This window comes from uncultured Salinisphaera sp. (genome assembly GCF_964012375.1).
In the GTDB taxonomy this organism is placed as follows: domain Bacteria; phylum Pseudomonadota; class Gammaproteobacteria; order Nevskiales; family Salinisphaeraceae; genus Salinisphaera.
This window is the reverse complement of the sequence record NZ_CAXGSH010000048.1, coordinates 1-18,554: the sequence shown is the minus strand read 5'-3', so window position 1 is coordinate 18,554 and position 18,554 is coordinate 1. Positions and strand designations below refer to the sequence as shown.

At 60.6% G+C, this 18,554-nt stretch carries 13 protein-coding genes; 5 read left to right on the top strand and 8 right to left on the bottom strand.

Annotated features, from left to right (window positions below):
• The first annotated feature begins 195 nt into the window (after positions 1–195).
• From rpsO to tssA, 3 genes are all read left to right on the top strand, one after another.
• Positions 196–465, top strand: a complete 270-nt coding sequence (rpsO, locus tag ABNU97_RS09910; protein WP_293627266.1) for a 30S ribosomal protein S15 — start codon at positions 196–198, stop codon at positions 463–465.
• 89 nt (positions 466–554) lie between these two features.
• Positions 555–2,687, top strand: coding sequence for a polyribonucleotide nucleotidyltransferase (gene pnp / locus ABNU97_RS09905; RefSeq protein WP_348766573.1), 2,133 nt, complete (start codon positions 555–557; stop codon positions 2,685–2,687).
• Positions 2,688–3,414: 727 nt separating this feature from the next.
• Positions 3,415–4,542, top strand: a complete 1,128-nt coding sequence (gene tssA / locus ABNU97_RS09900; RefSeq protein ID WP_348766572.1) for a type VI secretion system protein TssA — start codon at positions 3,415–3,417, stop codon at positions 4,540–4,542.
• A 157-nt stretch (positions 4,543–4,699) separates the two neighbouring features.
• Here the strand turns inward: tssA and ABNU97_RS09895 are convergent, their stop codons facing one another.
• The 5 genes from ABNU97_RS09895 to ABNU97_RS09875 form a co-directional block, all read right to left on the bottom strand.
• A complete protein-coding gene (locus ABNU97_RS09895) occupies positions 4,700–5,548 on the bottom strand; it encodes an OmpA family protein (protein ID WP_348766571.1) in 849 nt (282 codons plus the stop codon).
• Positions 5,549–5,551: 3 nt separating this feature from the next.
• Positions 5,552–6,535, bottom strand: a complete 984-nt coding sequence (gene tagF, locus ABNU97_RS09890) for a type VI secretion system-associated protein TagF (RefSeq protein ID WP_348766570.1) — start codon at positions 6,533–6,535, stop codon at positions 5,552–5,554.
• A complete protein-coding gene (gene tssM / locus ABNU97_RS09885; RefSeq protein WP_348766569.1) occupies positions 6,532–10,446 on the bottom strand; it encodes a type VI secretion system membrane subunit TssM in 3,915 nt (1,304 codons plus the stop codon). Before tssM ends, tagF begins: the two co-directional genes overlap by 4 nt.
• A 30-nt stretch (positions 10,447–10,476) precedes the next feature.
• Complete coding sequence (locus ABNU97_RS09880; RefSeq protein WP_348766568.1) at positions 10,477–11,976, bottom strand: hypothetical protein; 1,500 nt, start codon at positions 11,974–11,976, stop codon at positions 10,477–10,479.
• A 251-nt stretch (positions 11,977–12,227) separates the two neighbouring features.
• The gene (locus ABNU97_RS09875) at positions 12,228–12,974 is read right to left on the bottom strand and encodes a hypothetical protein (protein WP_348766567.1); all 747 of its coding nucleotides are present in this window, start codon (positions 12,972–12,974) and stop codon (positions 12,228–12,230) included.
• Between the two features lie 142 nt (positions 12,975–13,116).
• Between ABNU97_RS09875 and ABNU97_RS09870 the strand changes: the two genes are divergently transcribed.
• Together ABNU97_RS09870 and ABNU97_RS09865 are read left to right on the top strand one after the other, a co-directional pair.
• Complete coding sequence (locus ABNU97_RS09870) at positions 13,117–13,959, top strand: M15 family metallopeptidase (protein ID WP_348766566.1); 843 nt, start codon at positions 13,117–13,119, stop codon at positions 13,957–13,959.
• A gap of 37 nt (positions 13,960–13,996) precedes the next feature.
• Positions 13,997–14,278: a PAAR domain-containing protein gene (locus ABNU97_RS09865; protein WP_348766565.1), complete on the top strand. Its 282-nt coding sequence runs from the start codon at positions 13,997–13,999 to the stop codon at positions 14,276–14,278.
• Positions 14,279–15,320: 1,042 nt separating this feature from the next.
• Here ABNU97_RS09865 and ABNU97_RS09860 read toward each other — a convergent pair.
• From ABNU97_RS09860 to ABNU97_RS09850, 3 genes are all read right to left on the bottom strand, one after another.
• Positions 15,321–15,965 carry a hypothetical protein gene (locus ABNU97_RS09860; RefSeq protein ID WP_348766564.1) on the bottom strand — a complete coding sequence of 215 codons (645 nt, stop codon included), beginning with the start codon at positions 15,963–15,965 and terminating at the stop codon, positions 15,321–15,323.
• The gene (locus ABNU97_RS09855) at positions 15,958–18,246 is read right to left on the bottom strand and encodes a glycoside hydrolase family 19 protein (protein ID WP_348766563.1); all 2,289 of its coding nucleotides are present in this window, start codon (positions 18,244–18,246) and stop codon (positions 15,958–15,960) included. Before ABNU97_RS09855 ends, ABNU97_RS09860 begins: the two co-directional genes overlap by 8 nt.
• An 11-nt stretch (positions 18,247–18,257) precedes the next feature.
• A partial coding sequence (locus ABNU97_RS09850) for a DUF2345 domain-containing protein (protein ID WP_348766562.1) occupies positions 18,258–18,554 on the bottom strand: 297 nt, incomplete at its 5' end.

Genomic DNA, 18,554 nt, shown 5'->3' with positions numbered 1-18,554 from the left:
GTGGCGCCAAGCCGATAGAATATGCGCCTCGCGGCACATGCGGCTGCCGCCCGGTGACCGGAGCGCACGGGCTTTTTCCAAACCGTTTCGTTGGGATGAGAGGTTACGATCTCTTCCCGGCTTGCTGTTTGGAAAAGGCCGGGTTGCTCCAGCCAGGCGGGGCTGCGGTGTTTGTATTGTTATTCAGGAGTAAACATGGCCCTGTCGACCGAAGAAAAAGCCGAAGTCATCAACAAGTACAGCCGTGGCACCGGCGATACCGGTTCCCCGGAAGTACAGGTTGCGTTGCTGACCACCCGCATCACCCAGCTGGGTGATCATTTCAACGCGCACAAGGGCGACCATCATTCCCGTCGCGGGCTGCTGAAAATGGTCAACCAGCGCCGCAAGCTGCTTGATTACATCAAGCGTCGCGATGCGTCGCGTTACAAGGCTCTGATCAGCGAGCTGGGTCTGCGTCGCTAAGCGCGATCATCAGATCCCAGTCAATGAAAGCGCCCCTCGGTAACCCGAGCCGGGCGCTTTTTTGTTTGAAAGACACAGGATATATCTAAGTGAGCAACGTCACCGTTACCAGTAAACAGACCTTCCAGTTCGGCGAACATGCGGTCACCCTCGAAACGGGTGAGATCGCGCGTCAGGCCGACGGCGCCGTGAAGGTGAGCATGGGCGACACCGTGGTGCTCGTCACCGCTGTCGGCAAGAAGGAAGCCGCGCCCAACGCCGCGTTCTTCCCGCTGACCGTCAACTATCAGGAACGCACCTATGCCGGCGGCAAGATTCCCGGCGGCTTCTTCAAGCGCGAAGGCCGTCCCGGCGAAAAGGAAACGCTCACCTGCCGCCTGATCGACCGTCCGATCCGTCCGCTGTTTCCGAAAGGCTTCTATAACGAAGTTCAGATCGTGGCTACGGTCATGTCGGTCGATCCCGAGATCGATGCCGATATCCCGGCCATGATCGGCGCCTCTGCCGCCCTCAGCCTGGCCGGTCTGCCGTTCGCCGGCCCGATCGGCGGCGCGCGCGTCGGCTATGCCGACGGCGAATACGTGCTCAACCCGAGCGCGACCCAGCTCAAGACCAGTGATCTGAACCTGGTGGTCGCCGGCACCTCGGACGCCGTGCTCATGGTGGAATCGGAAGCCAAGGAGCTGTCCGAAGAAATCATGCTGGGCGCGGTGCTGTTCGGCCACGAGCAGATCCAGGCTGCCATTCAGGCCATCGAAGCGATGGTCGCCGAAGCCGGCAAGCCGAAATGGGACTGGCAGGCCCCGGCCAAGGATGAATCCCTGGCCGAAGCCGTCGAGCGCGTTGCCAAGAACGACGTGGTCGAGGCCTATCAGATCGCCGACAAGCAGGACCGCGGTGCGCGCCTGGGCGAGATCAAGGAAGCCGTCGTGGCCGAGCTGGCCGTCGAGGAAGGCGAAGAAGGCTGGAGCCGCGACGACGTGAAGGGGGCGCTGGGCGCCCTCGAGAAGACCACCGTGCGTTCGCGCATTCTCGAAGGTCAGCCGCGTATCGACGGTCGCGACACGCGCACCGTGCGCGCGCTGGATATCAAGACCGGCGTACTGCCGCGCACCCACGGTTCGGCACTGTTCACGCGTGGCGAAACCCAGGCACTGGTCGTCACCACGCTGGGCACCGGCCGCGATGCGCAGATGATCGACGCGGTCGAAGGCAAGTACGACGACCCGTTCATGCTGCACTACAACTTCCCGCCCTACAGCGTGGGCGAGACCGGCTTCATGGGCAGCCCCAAGCGTCGTGAAATCGGCCACGGCAAGCTGGCCAAGCGCGCCATCATGGGCGTGCTGCCGGATCTGGAAAAGGAATTCCCCTACGTCATGCGCGTGGTGTCGGAAGTCACCGAATCCAACGGCTCCTCCTCGATGGCCTCGGTCTGCGGCACCAGCCTCGCGCTGATGGACGCCGGCGTGCCGATCAAGGCGCCGGTGGCCGGCGTGGCCATGGGCCTGATCAAGGAAGGCGACAAGTTCGCGGTGCTTACCGACATCCTCGGCGACGAAGACCACCTCGGCGACATGGACTTCAAGGTGGCCGGCTCCAACGACGGCATCACCGCCCTGCAGATGGACATCAAGATCGCCGGTATCACCCGCGAGATCATGGAAGCCGCGCTTGAGCAGGCCAAGGAAGGCCGTCTGCACATTCTTGGCGTCATGAGCCAGGCGATCGACAAGCCGCGCCAGGAAGTCTCCGAGTGGGCGCCGCGCATCTTCACCATCAAGATCGATTCCGACAAGATTCGCGACGTGATCGGCAAGGGCGGCGCGACCATCCGTTCGATCACCGAGGAAACGGGTGCGTCGATCGATATCGAGGATGACGGCACGATCCACGTCGCCGCGGTCGACAAGTCGGCTGCCGACATGGCGATCAAGCGTATCGAGGACATCACCCGCGATATCGAAGCCGGCCAGGTCTATGAAGGCAAGGTCGTACGTATCGTCGACTTCGGTGCGTTCGTGAATCTGGTGCCGGGCCGCGACGGCCTCGTGCATATCTCCCAGATTGCCGACCACCGCGTCGAAAAGGTCAGCGACGAGCTTTCCGAAGGCCAGACCGTCAAGGTCAAGGTGCTGGAAGTCGACCGCCAGGGCCGCGTGCGTCTGTCGATGAAGGAACTGGCCGAAAAGGCGTCGGAAGAGACGTCCGACGAAGGCTGATAGCCGACATTACGCTGTCGGTACCGACAGCTGTGTCAAAAAGGGCGTCCCACGGGGCGCCCTTTTTTTGTTTCAGAGCAGGGCACAGCGACCGTCGGCTTGCGAGCGCGAGGGCTGCGAGGGCGACGGCGTGCATTCGTCAGGGTGCCGGATACCGCGTCCCGGTGGCTCCAAGATTGCGCAAGGCCAGTTGTCGAAGGGGGCGCTTTGCCCGCGTAGTTCGTCGCTGAACTCGATCGATCGGAACGGCGCGTTGGCGACAAGCACCCTGATCGGGTCGGAATGCACCGATGCGAGCGCTGGCGAACGGTCCGCGGTCGAACATCGGATGCGCTCGCGCGGCTTGGCTCAGTCGGCGATACACTCGACGCTTGGCCGTAGATCTCGCGCGGCGCTTCGGGGCGAGCGCCTTTTGGAGATGGGCGCGAAGGGCAGAGGGGTGCTTTCTTGGCCGGGCCGCAGAAAACAGCCGGCGTGGCCAGGTGCTCCAAATGGTTTCGCGGCCTGCGGTCGTCGCGCGTCGGCGTTCGCATACCGGCTATAACAACCCGAACATCCTTGTGTTTAATGCAGGGTCGATCGCCACCGACCCGCGTAAGTGTCCCGCCGTGTCGGCTAAATTTCGAGTCGCGCGCGGCTTGTCGGGGCCGGATCGATTTAGAAGCATTGATTAATAAGCCCCGGCCTTGGAGTATATGGGTGTTACCAGCATTCAGGGGAAGTTTGCATGCCCAATCTTGCAGCGCTGACGGCGCCTATTACCGAAGAAGATCCCTGCGGCGAGGACATGTCCCTGTCGCCCGAGTTCGACGCAATTGTCGAGGCGCGCCGGGCCGACGATCCGAGCCTGGAGCAGGGCGACTGGATCAAGGATCTCAAGGCTGCCGACTGGCCGCGTGTCGATACCCTGTGCACGCAGCTGCTCGCGGACAAGACCAAGGACATCCGTGTCTGTGTCTGGTTGACCGAGGCCTGGGCGCATCTGAACGGCTTCTCGGGCATTGCCAGCGGTTATCGCGTGCTTTCGCAGCTGTGCGCGACTGATTGGGACAGCCTGCATCCGCTACCTGATGAAGAAGACGGTGACCAGGAGGCCCGTATCAACAATCTTGCCCGGTTGTTGCAATTGTCGGTGCCTCTGATGAAACAGCAGCCGGTAACGGCTTCCGATATCGGTCGATTCAGCCTGGCCGACCTCGAAGGCGCACGACGGGCGGTACAACAGACGCGGGGCAACGAGGACGACGCCGAAGAGAATGCCGAGGCTGCGAACCGCCTCGCACAGTTCGAATCCGCACGTCGCGATACCTCGGGCTCGTTCTATGCGGATCTGATCGAGGACTTGGAAGAGTGCCGCTCTGCCGTGCAGGAACTCGAGAGCACGCTCGACGACAAGCTCGACGGGGATGCCCCCGGCTTTGCCCGCGTGCATGAAACGCTCGGCGAAGTCTATTCACTGGTGGAAGGGTTTGCCGACGCAGCGGGCGCCACCCGTCAGCCGTCGAAAAAAGCCGCGCCCGCCGCGTCGCAAACCGATGCCGCGCCGGCACAAGCAACGGCTGCGGCCGAGGCGCCGGCGGCGCCGGCGGCGCCGGCGCGAAGCGCTACGCCGACACAGATACAAACACGCGCTCAGGCCCTGTCGCAGCTGCGGCTCGTGGCCGATTTCTTCCGCCGTACGGAGCCGCACAGCCCGGTCGCCTATCTGGCCGACACCGCGGCGAACTGGGGCGAGATGCCGCTGCATTCGTGGCTGCGCAACGTCATTCGCGACGAAGGAGAGCTGGCCCACGTCGAGGAGTTGCTGGGCCTGTCGCGCATGCGTCGCGGCGAAGATAGCGACTCCTTCGAATAGCCGGGCATACGCGGCGGCGAGCTCATATGGGCCAGCCGCCGCGCGTTGGCCCGCTGTATTGCGACACCATCGGGCCCGGCGTCCGATGTCGGGCGATCGCTTGATTGACGCCCCAGCGCTGGCCGGCGGTGGGCCCGCGTTATTCGAGTATCCGTGACTATTCGGCGTCGTTCTTATTATCGGCGTTACGGATACGGAACTCGATACGGCGATTGCGGGCCCGCCCGGCGGCCGTATCGTTGCTGGCGATCGGCCGCTGCGAGCCCGCACCCAGCGTGATCAGTGATCTTGCCGGTATGCCCTTGTCGACCAGGGCGGCCTTGACCGCTTCAGCCCGATTGGCGCTAAGTGCGAGGTTGGCCAGGCGCGAGCCGCTGTTGTCAGTATGGCCGATGATCTCGACGCGCTTGTTTTTGAGTTTGCTGATGGGGCCCGCCATTTCGTCGACGATCTGGAGCCCCTGCGGCGTCAGCGTGGCACTGCCGCTTTCAAATTCGATGGTGCGATTGGCCAGCGCGTCGTCGAGAATTTTCTGCTCCGATGCGCCAATCGCCAGGTTGTTCTCGATCGAATAACTGGGGTTGAGCTGGGTGGCCATCTTGCTGACGATATCCTGGCGCTGGGCCTCGTTGACGACGTCGCCGCTGATCTGGGCGTCATTGCCCTTGATAACGAGCTTGCCGCGCGACACGTTGCTCAGGTCCGACACCAGCATGCGATCGAGATAGGTTTCCCAGTTGGGTGGGGCGACGACATCGCCGATGGTGACTTCGTCGATGACCCGGTCGTCGCCGTAGATGGCGCGCAGGCGCTTGAGTACCACCGCTTTGGTGTTTTCGTTGGGGACGACCCCGGTGACCACCACCTGATTGGTTGGCGCGGTACCCGATACGCGAGCGCGCGGCGCGTTCGTCTGCGCGTTGTCCGCGTCTTCACCCTGCGTCTGTGCCTGCGCGCCAGCCGCGGCGCTCAGCAGGGCGAGTACCACACATAGTTGCTTGATCATGGCCTAATCCCCGAGAAAGACGTCGCGATAGATGGAGCGCGCGCTGCGCATTGTCACATCCGGCTGGGCGAGATAGTTGGCCAGCTTCTGCAGGCCGTAATCCGAGCGGGTTTGTGCTTCCACCCAGTCCGGATCGTCGAGGGTGATGTTCTGTTGGGCGCCGGTTTCCGGGTCCAGCGCGGAATGCAGCGTAATTTCAGGCGCGCCGTTGAAGCCGAGCAGCATCCGCGCCTTCGTCTCGACGGCGTGGATGAATACCGAGAGTTCGAACTCCGCGCGCGCGAGAAACGGGGTGATCAGGTCGAGCCAGAGCGCGGCGACCGGGTAGCGATAGACCGGGTCGTCGGGCAGCGGCAGCGCCAGCCCCTTGTCCAGCCGCGAAGCGCCACTGGCCATGACCGGCTGTAATAGCAGGCCGAGCGCCGGCAGCAGGTTCCTGAGATCCACCGGATGCCCCGAATCGCGCAAGGCGCCTTCCAGAGCACCCAGCGTCTGGATCGCGAGAAAGTCCTTCATGTGGGCATCGTAGGCGCGGGCGTCGGTTTCGACTTCGACCTCGATATCGCCATAGGTGCCCAGCAGTGCGCTGCAGTCGGTGCTGCTGACGAGTTCGTTCGTCAGGCTTTGCATGCGTGCCCAGAGCCGGCTCAGTGCCAGCGGGCTGCGCGCGGCAAAGGCAAGCGGCTGCTCGACCTGCAGGGTGCTCGCGGTCAGAAACGGGAACCGGCGACCGGACTGGTCCCGGCTGTTGATGACATGGCCGGCCACGGCCAGGCGACGACGCGACCCCAGAAACGCGAAATGCAGCGGTGCGGCAGCATCGTAGGTGGTTTTCCAGTGCGGATCGCTCGACACACGTTCCATCGTGCCGTCGAGCCAGCCGTCGAGGGTCGACAACAGGCGATGGTTTTCACCGGATTTGATGAAGTCGCCGCGCGAGGGCACTTTGCCGAAGTAGGCGACACGGGTAGCTGTAATCTTGCTCATGGGCTGTCCTGCACCGCAGCAGACGTGGCCGCCGGGGCGGTTTCGCTAGGAGTGGCATCCGCTTCGGCCGAGTTGGCAGCCGGCGTTGTTTCTTCGCTGTCGTCGTCGGCGGCCGGCATGGCGGTGGACTCGCTGTCTGCGCCCACGATGGTATCCGGCAGGCGTAATGCAGCAATGCCCTTGTTCTGCCGGCCGCTTTGCGGATTGCTGATGATACGCAGGTTGACCGCAACCACGAGGTTGCCCTTCGACCAGGACAACCTGAATATGTTGTCGCCTTTGCGTTCCCGCGCGGCCGACTTGATCATCTTCTGCAGGCCGAATCGACCCGGGAAGTTGATCAACTCAACGCTCTGGCCGTCGAAGGTCGTGGCTTCAACGCGCACGCCCGGCGTTCCCTCCGGATTGGGCCAGACAAAGTTCGCCCACTGGGGCGGCGTATTGCGGTATTTCAAACGCTGCCCGTCGAGCACGATCGAATATTCGCGTACGCCGGGCGCCGGCAATGGTTGAATCTGGAACACCGTCTGCTGCACGGCGCTACCGCCGTCCGCGGGCTGCGGCATACCCTGGGCGCCGAGTGGCGAAACCCACTGCGAAAAGTTCTGGGTGAACGCCGGCGTCAGGCTCAGCCCGATATCGGCCCAGGTGCGTGGCGTCAGCGTGTTGCCACGGCGAATCACCAGCGTCTTGAGGTTTTCGTCGGCAAACTTCGCGATGGCGCCGTCCGGCCCGAATACCTGGGCGATTTCGCCGCCGGAGGCTTCGACCGTGGCATCGGACGTGAACGGATACTTCGGCGCCAGTGTTTCGCGATACGTATCGTAAACGCGGGCCTGCCACTGGCGGTTGACTTCGTCCTGAGCCGGGTCCACGACGGCAGCATAGGCCTGCACAAGCGGACGTACCAGCAGCGGGCGGATGGTGGCGCGTTGTTGCTCGGGAATCGCCGGCAGCATCTGATTCTCGACGTACTGCAGGGCAGATGCCAGTTCCGAGCCTTCACCCTTGAGGGTCTGCACCATGAGTTCGGTGCTGCCCGGGCCCATATCGCCTTCGTTTGCGATCTGGTTGAAGCGCGTGCGTACCTTCGACAGGGCATCGATATAACTGCTGAGCAGGGATTCGTTGGAATCGCGCTTTTTCACCAGCTGTGCGATACCGGAAAACTCGGCGCCGACCGCGCCGAGCTTGGGCCCGGCGCCCGTCGAACCGCTGTCGTCGGATTCGATATTTCCCAGGTCCGCGCTGTCGACGTAGTAGGCCGCGCGGTTGGCCTGATGCGGCGTGCGCCGCAGTATCACGCGTTTGAACCAGTCGACGATACCGCCTTGCACGGCTTCGGCCTGTTCGTCGTCGACCATGGGGCTCTTGTTGTCCCAGGCGGTCTGTAGATAGATCGCGCCGAGCATGCGACGCAACGGCGAGGCCGAGGGGTCGCCCAGCCGATTAAGCTTCTCCGCAGCCTGCTCGAAGCTGTCGAAGCTGTTGACGGTCAGCCCCTGAATGAACTTGCGCCATTCCTCGACGTATTCCGCCTTGTATTTGTCGATCAGGCTTTTTTCGATCTCCTGCGGGCTGCCTTGCAGGGTCAGGTCGTTGCTCTGGCTGGTGCGCAACACCCAGTCTTCACTCTGGAGCTCCTGGGTTGCCGCGTTCTCGAACGCGCCCTTGATGAACTGCTCCCATGCCTGGCGCGAGAACGTACCCGATACCGCATAGCTGCCTTCGATGATCGAGCCCGAATCGGTCTCTGCCTGTTCCGCATCGCCACTGCTCTGGTCGCCGAGAATGCCCGCGACCGTCACCGGCGGGAACCGTGTCGATGCCCGCGCCTTGATGTCCGCATACACGCGTTCGCGCGCGGGCAGGCCGGCCATCACGCTACGCAGTTCCTCGCGCGTGTCGGCGGCAAGGCTCAAGCGGTTTTCGATCATGGGCCAGTCGGGGGCGCTGACATGGCCGAGGTAGAACGAGATCACCTCTTCGGCATCGCGGATCATCTGTTCGCGGGGCATGCCGCCTCGATTGGCTTCCAGCCAGCCGCGCCAGAAGCGGGTGAGCTGGTCGTAGAGGTGCTTGGTGTCGACGCGCGATTTGTCGCCGAGCATGAGGTAGGTCTTGAGCGCGTTGTACGCGTCCTTGACGTCGGTCGGATCGGCGCGCTCGTAGGTGCCGCTGCTTGCACCGGTTGCATCGGCCGCGGCCCGCGGGCTGCTCTCATCAAGCTGATCGGCGTTCTGGTTGACCTGGACCAGGAACGCTTCCAGCTTCTCCTTGACCGGCTCGAGCAAGAGCGCGCGTGTACCCTTGAAGTACTCGCTGCGCAGTTTGTCGAGCATGGCGTCGCCGTGATACAGGCCCAGCCCGAGCGACCACGGACGATCGTTCTGATAGCTCTCGAGCTGATCGATGCGCTGCTCGAGGATATTGAGTGCCTCGAAACGCGAGGCCAGATCCAGCTGGCCGTTCTGTACGGCGACCGCCTGCTGCAGATCGTTGTTGACCTCGGCCAGCAGCTGTTGATTGCCGAAGTACGACCATGTCCAGCCGGCGAAACACAGGCCGAGAATGGCCACCGCGCTGAAGAACACCGCATAGCGGAAACGGTTCTTGGCCGGGCTGGTGTACTGGCGCACCAGCCGGCTGTCGGCGAAGATCACGCGCCGGAACAGATCCGACAGGAAGAACCCGCTGGCCGCCTTGCCGACCGCTGGTTTCTGCTCGGCGGCCTGCAGACCGAAGCGCTGCGCCACGCGTTCGCTCGAGTGCTCGACGGGCTGTCCTTCCTGAAGGGCACTCGTGAAGTAGAAGCCGCGAAACACGGGGTTGAACTGGTACGGATTCTCTTCGAAAAGCGTGTTGATGAAGGCACCGATCGCGGGCTTGATCGAGGCGAACTCCAACGGAAACGTGAATACTCCCGGGGCCATCGGCTGGCCACGGTTCATCGACATCTGGGCGAGGCTCATCTCCTTGAGGCCGCGATAGAGTTCGTCGAAACGCTCGTCGAACAGCGCCACGGCGTTGCGGTTGCTCTCGATATCGTAGGGCAGGGTCACGCCCCACACCCGCTCACGTTCGCCGGTGTCGGCCTCGGCGAAGAAGTCGTTGAAGCCCGCGATCAGGTCGGCCTTGGTAAACAGCACATAGACCGGCGCGAAGATCTCCAGGCGTTCGGTGAGTTCCTGAACGCGCTGGCGCAGCTGCTTGGCAAGGTTGATCGCGAACTCGGGGCCGCGCTCGGTCAGGTCCAGGACGTTAACCGCGATGATGATGCCGTTGAGCGGTGCCTTGGGACGGTAGCGCTTGAGCAGGTCGACGAAGCCCAGCCATTCGCTGCGATCCTCTTCATGAACCGAAAAGCGCCCGGCGGTATCGAGCAGGATGCCCTCGGTGGTGAAGAACCAGTCGCAGTTGCGGGTCCCGCCGACGCCGTGGATGACCTTGCCCGATTCCTCTTCGAGCGGGAATTGCAGCCCGGAGTTGATGATCGCGGTGCTCTTGCCGGCGGCCGGATTGCCGATCACCATGTACCAGGGCAGCTCATAGAGAGCGGCACGGCCGGATGTATGGCCGATCTTGGAGGACTTGATGGTCTTGATCGCCGACTGCAGGCGATCACGCAGCGCGGCAATCTCTTCGCGTTTTTTGCCGCTGGAATTGCTGACCGCCTTGTCGGCGTCCTTTTCCAGCATGTCGCCGAATTCGTTCGCGGCCTTTTTCGACTTGTGACGACGCCACAACCAGATCGTGCCCCAGACCAGCAGCCCTATGATGATCAGGGACTCGATCAGCAGAGCCGCGGTACGCCAGGAATCGGCCACGAGCAGCACGAATATGGCCAGGGCAGCAATGCCGATCCCGATCAGGGTGCGCGGGTCTGTAAAGAATCGTTTAACGCGTGCCATGGGCTGTGCTCGAAAACGTTAGAAAGAAGGTCATGCCGCGGTCGCGGCGGGTTCGGAGTCGTCGCGGTCGGATTCCGGCCCGGCGGGCGGCTGTAGTACCGCGGCGGCGCGCTGTAGGGGGTGCGATAAACTGATGGCCAGCACCGGCCGGCCCGTGTTTCTTACCGCACTATGGCTTAGCGCGAGGGCCGCTAGCGTGCCGACGAAGCCGAGATCGCCGCAGGCCGTGCCGATATTCGGGCACTCGGCGGTCGGGTCGAGGTGGTCGAGTTTGTCGCCGATCAACTGTGCGCGTTCTCGACCCTGTGTGGCGTCGATACCGGCGTCACTGATAACAAAGCCGATATCCTCGGCCGCGCAGCGTGCGTTGGCGAGCGCTTTGGTGCCCAACCGACCCAGCAATGCCTGATCCTCGCTGCGGCGGGATTTATCGCCCGCACGCGTCTTCCGGTCGCCCATGGCGGCACGATGCACCCGGGCATAGTCGGCCGACGCCACATCGGCAAGCATCGGGTGAGTCACAACCACCACGCCTGCGGCGCCTTCGCCCGGCACCATACCGCCCGGATTGGACTGGCTGAACAGCCGGCCTTCACCATCAAGCCGGGCGATCTCGGTGTCGCCGATGAGCGAGTCGCAGGCCAGAATCACGCAGAGGCTATTCCGGTCTTCGTTATGGGCCGCAAGGGCGAGATCGTTGAGGTCGCCAAAGCCCGGCGCGCCGGCGCGCTGGATCGCGTGTTTGGCGGCCACGGTCAGCTCGGGATGCAATAGCTGTGCTTCGGCGTGTTCACGAAACCAGGTGCTGGCCAATTCCCGATGCGCGACAGACCAGTGTGCGGGCAGCAGCAGGCGCATATGCAGTGGGGGCGGGTTCGCGGCCTCGCGGTCCGGCGAGTCGTGGGGCGGTTCGCCGTCGGCGTGCGCCTGCAGTTCGGCAAAAAGCTGTGCCAGCTGGCCTGCCAGCAGATCGTCGAGCACGCCACGTCCCATGGCCAGGGCCCGCATTTGTTCGGGCGACCAGCGCAGAGGCGTGTCGTTGTGCTGGTCGGGCAAGGCGAGCGCTTGTTCGAGTCCCTCGTCGGTGATGTCTTCTACACGCGTCGCAAACACCGGGAAGCCTTGGTCATCCACGAGGGCATCATCCAGGCCCGGGCGTGTCTTTCCCTCGGCCAGCACGGCCAGCGCATCTTCGCCGCTACTGCCCACGGGCAGTCGCAACGCGCTGTCGAGCAAGCATAGATACAGTTCATCTTCGGGACGGGACGCTTCGGCCGGCGTGTCGCCGCCGCCGTTGGCATCCGTGCTGGCGACCTCGGCGTCCGTATCGTTGTTTCTAACGCGCTTCAACAACGCTTTCCCACCGAAGAAAACGGCAATCACCGCGATCGGCATCCCGACCAGGTACAGCGCGAGTTCGGCGCCGGTCGGATCCGTGCCGGTGACGCGCCAGTAGCCAATCACCAACAGCCAGATCGCCAGGAAGACCAGCGCGAGTAACAACAGCCCCTTTAAAACCTTGCGTAACATCGTTGCGCGCTTTTCCCCCGGAATATCGCGTATCGGGCGACGTGCCTCGAACAGCCCGTCGCCGGGTTCAACCGCCCCTGGTTTTCAATAACAATAGCTTATGGGCCCGTTAAAACCTATCTGACAGAGCGGCAAAGCCGTGGTCAGGCGTTATCGTGTCTTGTTGTGATGACGATCATTATGGGCACTGAAGCCGGGCCGTCGGCCGTGCCGTAGACGGCTCAGGCCGGATACCGCGCTGGCGACCGTACTCACTCCTTCTTGTCGATGCGTTGTAGCAGCAGCTGCAGAATCGCAACGTCCGGATCATCGTTGGAGACGTTCGACGGCCTGCGACTGCTACTGCTCGGCAGCGCAGGCTCGGACAGCTGGAGCGAGTCCGCGAGCAATGCGGTGGGGTAATCGTCGCCGATGCTGCCGTGAATGTCGTTCTTCGTATCGGATTCCGAAGCCGCCGATAGCGCAGCGGCCTCCGATGCATGCGCTTCGGTAGCTGCCTCGCCGTTCGGCGACAACATGTTCATCGAGTCGGCAAACCCCGGGCTCGCGGCGCGTCCTTGGGTAATCACGGCCGTTTTCGTCGGCTGGCTGCCTGCTTTTTCGTTCGCCGCCGGCCGCTGGCTGGGTGCGGAGCTATCGGTCTTTGCGACTGCTGAGCCGCTCGCGCCTGTGGAACCGGCGGCAGAGGTCACGGGTTGACGACTGGCCATGTCGTCCCTTGGCGCATCCGAGACGAACATGAACTGATACACCGTCAGCAGGGTGCAACCGATCAATATCCCAAGCCCAAGCCAGCGCAGATGCGTCAACGCCGACGGCTTGCCGGTGGCTGGCTCCATGCGCGCCAGGAAGCCGCCGTATCGCGCGTGATCCGGATCATCGGCATTATGGTCGCCGAGCAGGCTGTATGGCATCTGTACAGGCACGTATCGTCCTTGCGTAAGATGGCGATAGCTGCATAGTGCCAAATAATCGAAAAATTTGTCACCCAAGCTCAAGGCGTGCTCGCTTAGGTTCCGGCCGCACTGTATGAACTTTTGCTATCGACCGCGGTAAGGCTGCCGAGCGGTAAGAAGCAGTTCCACGAGTAAAAGTCGGCCAGTTAAGTGTGTCCAAGACGGAAACGGTACGAAATCTGACGTGACGATTATTTGGATTACGCTTTATTTCGTCGCGGCGCTTTTGGTGCTCTTCTTGATCATCTTTCCGGATGGCCGGCGTTCGGTTTGGGACGGGTTGCGCTCTGCGGTAAGCCGGTTTGCGTCGAGTAGGCGGTCCGCCGCGCGTGGCGCCAGTGCCGGTACGGCCCGGGTGATGCGCAACGGCGGGCGTGCAGCGCGCTGGTTCTCTAGGCATCGCTGGATCGCACTCGCGGTCCTGCTGTTATTGACCTTTCCCGTGCTGGTTGTCGTTCAGATGCAGGGTCTACTGGACTTCGACAACTATCGTGAAGCCGAGCGCGAGTCGAACCCCCTGGTTGCCAGCCTGCTCCGCGGCGAGCGGCTGGCGCCGCCGCAACCGCTACCGCCCGAGGTGTTCACCACACGCGAGGTTGAGTCCGTACGGCCCGATCTACGCCGCGCGAACCGTAAATGGGACCGTCTCAAGCCCGAATTCGCGCAGCTACTGTTACAGGTCTACAAGGACATGCGCGACAAATACGGCTATCAGATGGTGCTTATCGAGGGCTATCGAAGCCCCGAACGCCAGCGCCGGCTCAAGTCCAAGAGTGGTTACGTCACCAACGCCGGGCCATATCAGAGTTATCACCAGTTCGGGCTTGCAGCCGACTCTGCCTTCTTGCGCAATGGCAAGCTTGTTATTGCAATCGAAGACGAGTGGACACAGCGCGGTTATGACCTCTATGGCAAGCTTGCACAGCAGTACGGTCTGACCTGGGGCGGCAACTGGTCTTTTCAGGATTTTGGCCACGTAGAGCTTCACGGCACGCGGTACGACGACCCAACCAAGCACCGTCGCTGATTCACACACGGCAAATCGAACGAACATGGAGGACAGCATGTCTCGACCATTCATCGTTGTAGGCGACAAGACCGATCACGGCGGCACGGTCATAAGCGGCGCGCCCACCTCGATAACCGGCGGTAAACCGGTTGCCCGTATTGGCGACGAAGTCACATGCCCCAGAAGCGAATGCGTGGCACGAGGCATGGGCACGAACCGTATTGTCAGCGGCGACCCAACAGTAATGGTCGACGGCCAGCCGGTGGCCCGCCACGGTGACAAGACCGAGTGTGGCGCCACGCTCATAGCGGGCCAGATGGCGACGTCTACCGACTAGGCTCGGATTGCAGCGAAGCAGGCAAGCCGAGCGTCTTATCCGGTTGAAGAGTATGGTGCGGTAACGTTCCGAGCTGTATGGGTCCCGCAAGCGGTGAAGAAGCGAGTTGACGAGGTAGGTACTCCGAAACGTGCGGGAAGCGTCGTCAAATCTGTTGTGCCTTACTCCGCCAGCGTCGTCTGTAGCTTCCGGCGCGGTTTGTTTTTTAGTTTTTCTGAGCGCGCCCACTGATCAATACTGTGCGGGTCTATGTAAGGATGCTTGAGAGGTGGTGGTCAGGCTCTATCAAAAAATAACAGGCTGGCCGTCCAGTGGTTAGCGAAGCGGGTTTATTTCTGTCGAAGAACTGAAAGCGTTTTGCTGGGTGGCGCCGTACCATCCATTCTTCGTATTAGTTATGTATCGTGGGAATCCGGCGGTGATTACCGAGAACGGTTACCGGCACCGGCGATCGACTTATCGAGATTATTCGCGTTCAAACGTTAGTCGTTGCGGAAGGTAGGGGATGTCCTTTTCTCGTAGCGTCGTCCACGTCAGGTTATTTCCCTCCACACACATCGAAATATCAGTTTTTAACTTCGGCTCATAATAACTGTTGACCTCAGCTTCATAGCATCCGGGGCTATCAGCTCGAAATATCCTAAACCTGTCAATCGACTCGTCAACGGCGCAATTAATACGGTTTCCGCTATTCGAAACGAAGCAATACGAGACGTACATTTTGCCGTCGTCGTTAACGATTTTCAGGCTTCGGGCTGTGTGGCTATTCTCGCTAACCCAAGAGCCCGATATCGGAGGGATGTGTTGCGCAGAGCACGACGCCATAAGGGCAGCCGATAACAAAGCCGCAGTATGGGCAGGCCTGGAGAAAAGCACGAGAGCTCCGAGTAGACGATGATCAGTGGTTGTATTGAGAGATAGGGACGGTGGCGATCGCACGGGTAGACGATGGGCCAAGTTTAAGCGGCAGCATGCTGAAGTTCGTCGGATGAAACTCCTACTTCCATGAGCAAGCTACGCGCTAATATAACCACTGGATCGGTTATTCGCAGAAAGATGATTTGAGGCGAGCGAGAAGAACTGGATCCGCCTTTATTTCCGTATTCTCTAGCAAGCCAACAGCGGCGCCAATGTCCATATCTTCGTTATAACTCTTGCCGAGGAGGAAAAGCATCGCGTTAGGATATGCGTTCTCGTGATTCGAAATCTCTTTAGCACTTCGGCCTGCTACGCTGGAAATAAGGCGCCGGATACTCGATTTTTGGATTCTATTGTTCTTTCGTATTTTGATATCTTCGATATCTCCGAGGTGTAGAAAGGTCTCCACCTCGCCAGCGGAAACTAGTTTATTGTCGCTCAAGAACAAGTAGTTATAAATCCGTGAGCCCTCCATTCCGCCTTGGTTCACAATGACTGAAATAAAACCTAAAGGACTTGATTGGACGGCGGGGTAATCTGGGGCGTCGTAGCTATATGAAAGTTTTTGCCCGCTTGCTAACTCTACGTTAATAGTGAGCAATTTCGTCGCTGGCTCGTTCGGCCGTTTCTTTGCCTCTATCGTGTAACTAGCGTGATATCGCTCGCCGTTCGAAAATATGCCGTCTAGGTCGGCGCCATGGGCGGCGTTAAACCCGAGGTATAGTATTAATAAAGCTAAATATGCGTAGTTCGGTAACGCTTTAATCATCATCGATGGTGTGCTCGGCGGAGTTTACTGAATTCTGCGCTGTCTCGGCCATTGATCGGTGGCGCTTGTACCAATTGGAGTTGGTCAGACTGCTTGAGTCGATTTCATAGTGGGAAAAAGTCTGTCCAGGATTCGTCTGGCAAGTATCGGCATGAAAAATTCGCGCTAGTTTATTCAATGCGAGAAACCTATTCTCCACGTGCCTAAATCCGCCGTTTACCGCGACGGTTATCGCGAAAAAGTCATTGGCATCCGCTTTAGGGTTTATGTCGCCCCAAGCGCTACCACTACGCCAATACCAACACCCTGATCTAGTAGTCTCTAAGATTGAATGGCTGACGATATCAGGCTGAGATGCGATATCTGGATTGTTTACCGCGTCGCCGTACGAGGCGTAATTCGGTCTGTGCGTGAGCTGGATTAAACCGCGTCCGTGATAGTTGGCGCCACCGTTGTATCTAGACCAGCCACTGGGCATTGATCCGTCTTTGTTCCGGTACTCCTCATTCGTCCTCAACTCATCGCACTCGTGTATCATTTGCGACAGAAAATGCGCTTTTCTGCCGCACGTATTAATCTCGTGGGAATGCATAAATCGATTCAGGTGCGTCAGAAAGCGCGACTTATCGAAATTTCTCACTGATCTGTCGTAGGCTTGGTAGAATAAGCCGTTTTTCTTTACGTCGTCAGGAAGGATCAAATCTAGGTCGGATTCAGTAATATTCTTCCCGCAAGAGCAGCGTTGAGGAAAGTTGGCGATCAAGCCGACTGGGTGAAAGTGCCAAGCAACGGGTGTCGAAAGTTCGCCCACATCATTCCACCACTGGAGCCGTCGAATTCGTTGTTTTTCCTTGGCCCAGTCTGTTTCGTTAAGGCCTGTCATGTAGCGGTCAAGAGAGTCCCATTTGTCCATGCTGCCGCCCCACTCACTCTCGAACTTGACGATCAAGTGGGATAAAGAGTTCGCGGTGGCGGAATTGGCAAGAGCGGACTTGATCTCTTGCTTGCTCAACTGGCCGTCGTTATCGAGATCGATATCTTCGCGAATCTTGTTGAACAAGGCGCTGCCATCGGTGCGATCCGCGAGGGCTTTATAATCTCGTTCTTCTTCGGGGCGAGCGCTGCGATTGGCTATCAGGCTACGCGCCATCTGTTGGTCGAGCGAGGTGCTTTCTTCTACAAACGAGAACCCATGCCACGCCCACGGCGAGGGTTCTTCATTATCCGGCTCATCCGATTGTCGCGTTCGGTTCGGGTCGCTATCGCGGCGGCCCTGATTAGCTTCGGAAGCGCGCTCTCGGCTCGTGCTCACGAACGCTGGTACATCGTCGGTGCTAAAAACTTCGATATGTACCAGCGGGGCTGGCTGCTGGTCGGTGTAGCGTTGATAGGAACCTGGATAGCCGACGAGTGCGCCGGCTGAGATCGGCATCGGATCGTCCAGGTTTACTATCGTGTCGGCGGTCGCATCGAGAGCAGGGCCTTCAAGCTCGCCTTTATAGGCGAATAGGCCGGCCGGATCTAGCTCAGGTGGTTCGGTGGCGCCGGTGTTGATGCGAAGTACGGGGAAATAGCCTGGCCAGTCGGGTTTGGCCGGGCCTAATGCTAGCTTGGCTCCCGAAATCGCTAAGCCTTTTATCTGGTGACTTTCGTCACGAAGATTCAGGCCAATTCGCCCGTTTAGCTGGTCTCGCGCAGCTTGGCCCACTGTATATGACGTCAGAAAACTCGGGGGTTCCTTAGACTGCGTGCCGTTGTCGCTGGGCGCTGCTGTCGGCGCCATCGCCTCGTCGTATTTGTAAGCGGCTATGTTCAGAAGGTGCATGTACAAGCTGTAAAACACGAGCGTGCTATTGGGTTCGCTTGCTGAGGTGTCCGGCCGGGCGCTACTCGGCGGTTGTGTGTCGCTTTGTGCGGCGCCATTGTCTGCCGGCTCCGCGGGTAGTTGAAGCTTGTGGCGGACCAAGACGAAGCCGGTTGAGTATTCGGCGTTTTTTGGGCCGTTCTCGTATTCTATGGTGGGGTACTCGGAATCGATCCTGTACGCGACAAGCTCTCCGTCTGCGATGCAACGAACCCCTCCATCCTGCTGAAGAGTGCCGCCGGTGGCCGAATCAAAGTGAATGCCGCCGTGCCATAGCCCATTGCTACCGATGGGGAAGAAGCCGGTAGAGGCCTGTGCGAGAGCCCGGTAATAAGTTGCCGCCAACTCGTTGGGATTGGCGTCTTCAGCAGTGTCGAAGGGGTAGGACCAACTTTGCAGCGGCGGTTGGTCATGCATGCGTCACCTCGCTAGCCGGAGAAGTCGATCATTCGAGCAGGCGTTAATTCGACAGTACCGTTTGGCAGTGGGCTGATGCTTGCGTTCCCGCTCAGCGGCCCGACAAACCCATGCGCCCCACCTTTGACGGTGAACGTGCCCGGGCAGGCGAAGGTGATATTGCCGCCTTCGAGCGTGACGGTGGACTGGCCCGAGGTGAGCACGATCTTGGTCTGGGCGAAGACGTTGACGGTGTCGCTGCTGCTGGTCACCGTCACGCTGTCGTCGGCGAGGATCTCCAGCGTGTCGTCGTGGGCTTGTAGGGACAG

What these genes read in the sequence shown, in the direction of transcription:
- rpsO (WP_293627266.1), top strand. Translation starts at nt 196, where the DNA reads ATGGCCCTGTCGACCGAAGAAAAAGCCGAAGTCATCAACAAGTACAGC.
- tssA (WP_348766572.1), top strand. Translation starts at nt 3,415, where the DNA reads ATGCCCAATCTTGCAGCGCTGACGGCGCCTATTACCGAAGAAGATCCC.
- ABNU97_RS09895 (WP_348766571.1), bottom strand. Translation starts at nt 5,548, where the DNA reads ATGATCAAGCAACTATGTGTGGTACTCGCCCTGCTGAGCGCCGCGGCT.
- tagF (WP_348766570.1), bottom strand. Translation starts at nt 6,535, where the DNA reads ATGAGCAAGATTACAGCTACCCGTGTCGCCTACTTCGGCAAAGTGCCC.
- tssM (WP_348766569.1), bottom strand. Translation starts at nt 10,446, where the DNA reads ATGGCACGCGTTAAACGATTCTTTACAGACCCGCGCACCCTGATCGGG.
- ABNU97_RS09880 (WP_348766568.1), bottom strand. Translation starts at nt 11,976, where the DNA reads ATGTTACGCAAGGTTTTAAAGGGGCTGTTGTTACTCGCGCTGGTCTTC.
- ABNU97_RS09865 (WP_348766565.1), top strand. Translation starts at nt 13,997, where the DNA reads ATGTCTCGACCATTCATCGTTGTAGGCGACAAGACCGATCACGGCGGC.
- ABNU97_RS09860 (WP_348766564.1), bottom strand. Translation starts at nt 15,965, where the DNA reads ATGATTAAAGCGTTACCGAACTACGCATATTTAGCTTTATTAATACTA.
- ABNU97_RS09855 (WP_348766563.1), bottom strand. Translation starts at nt 18,246, where the DNA reads ATGCATGACCAACCGCCGCTGCAAAGTTGGTCCTACCCCTTCGACACT.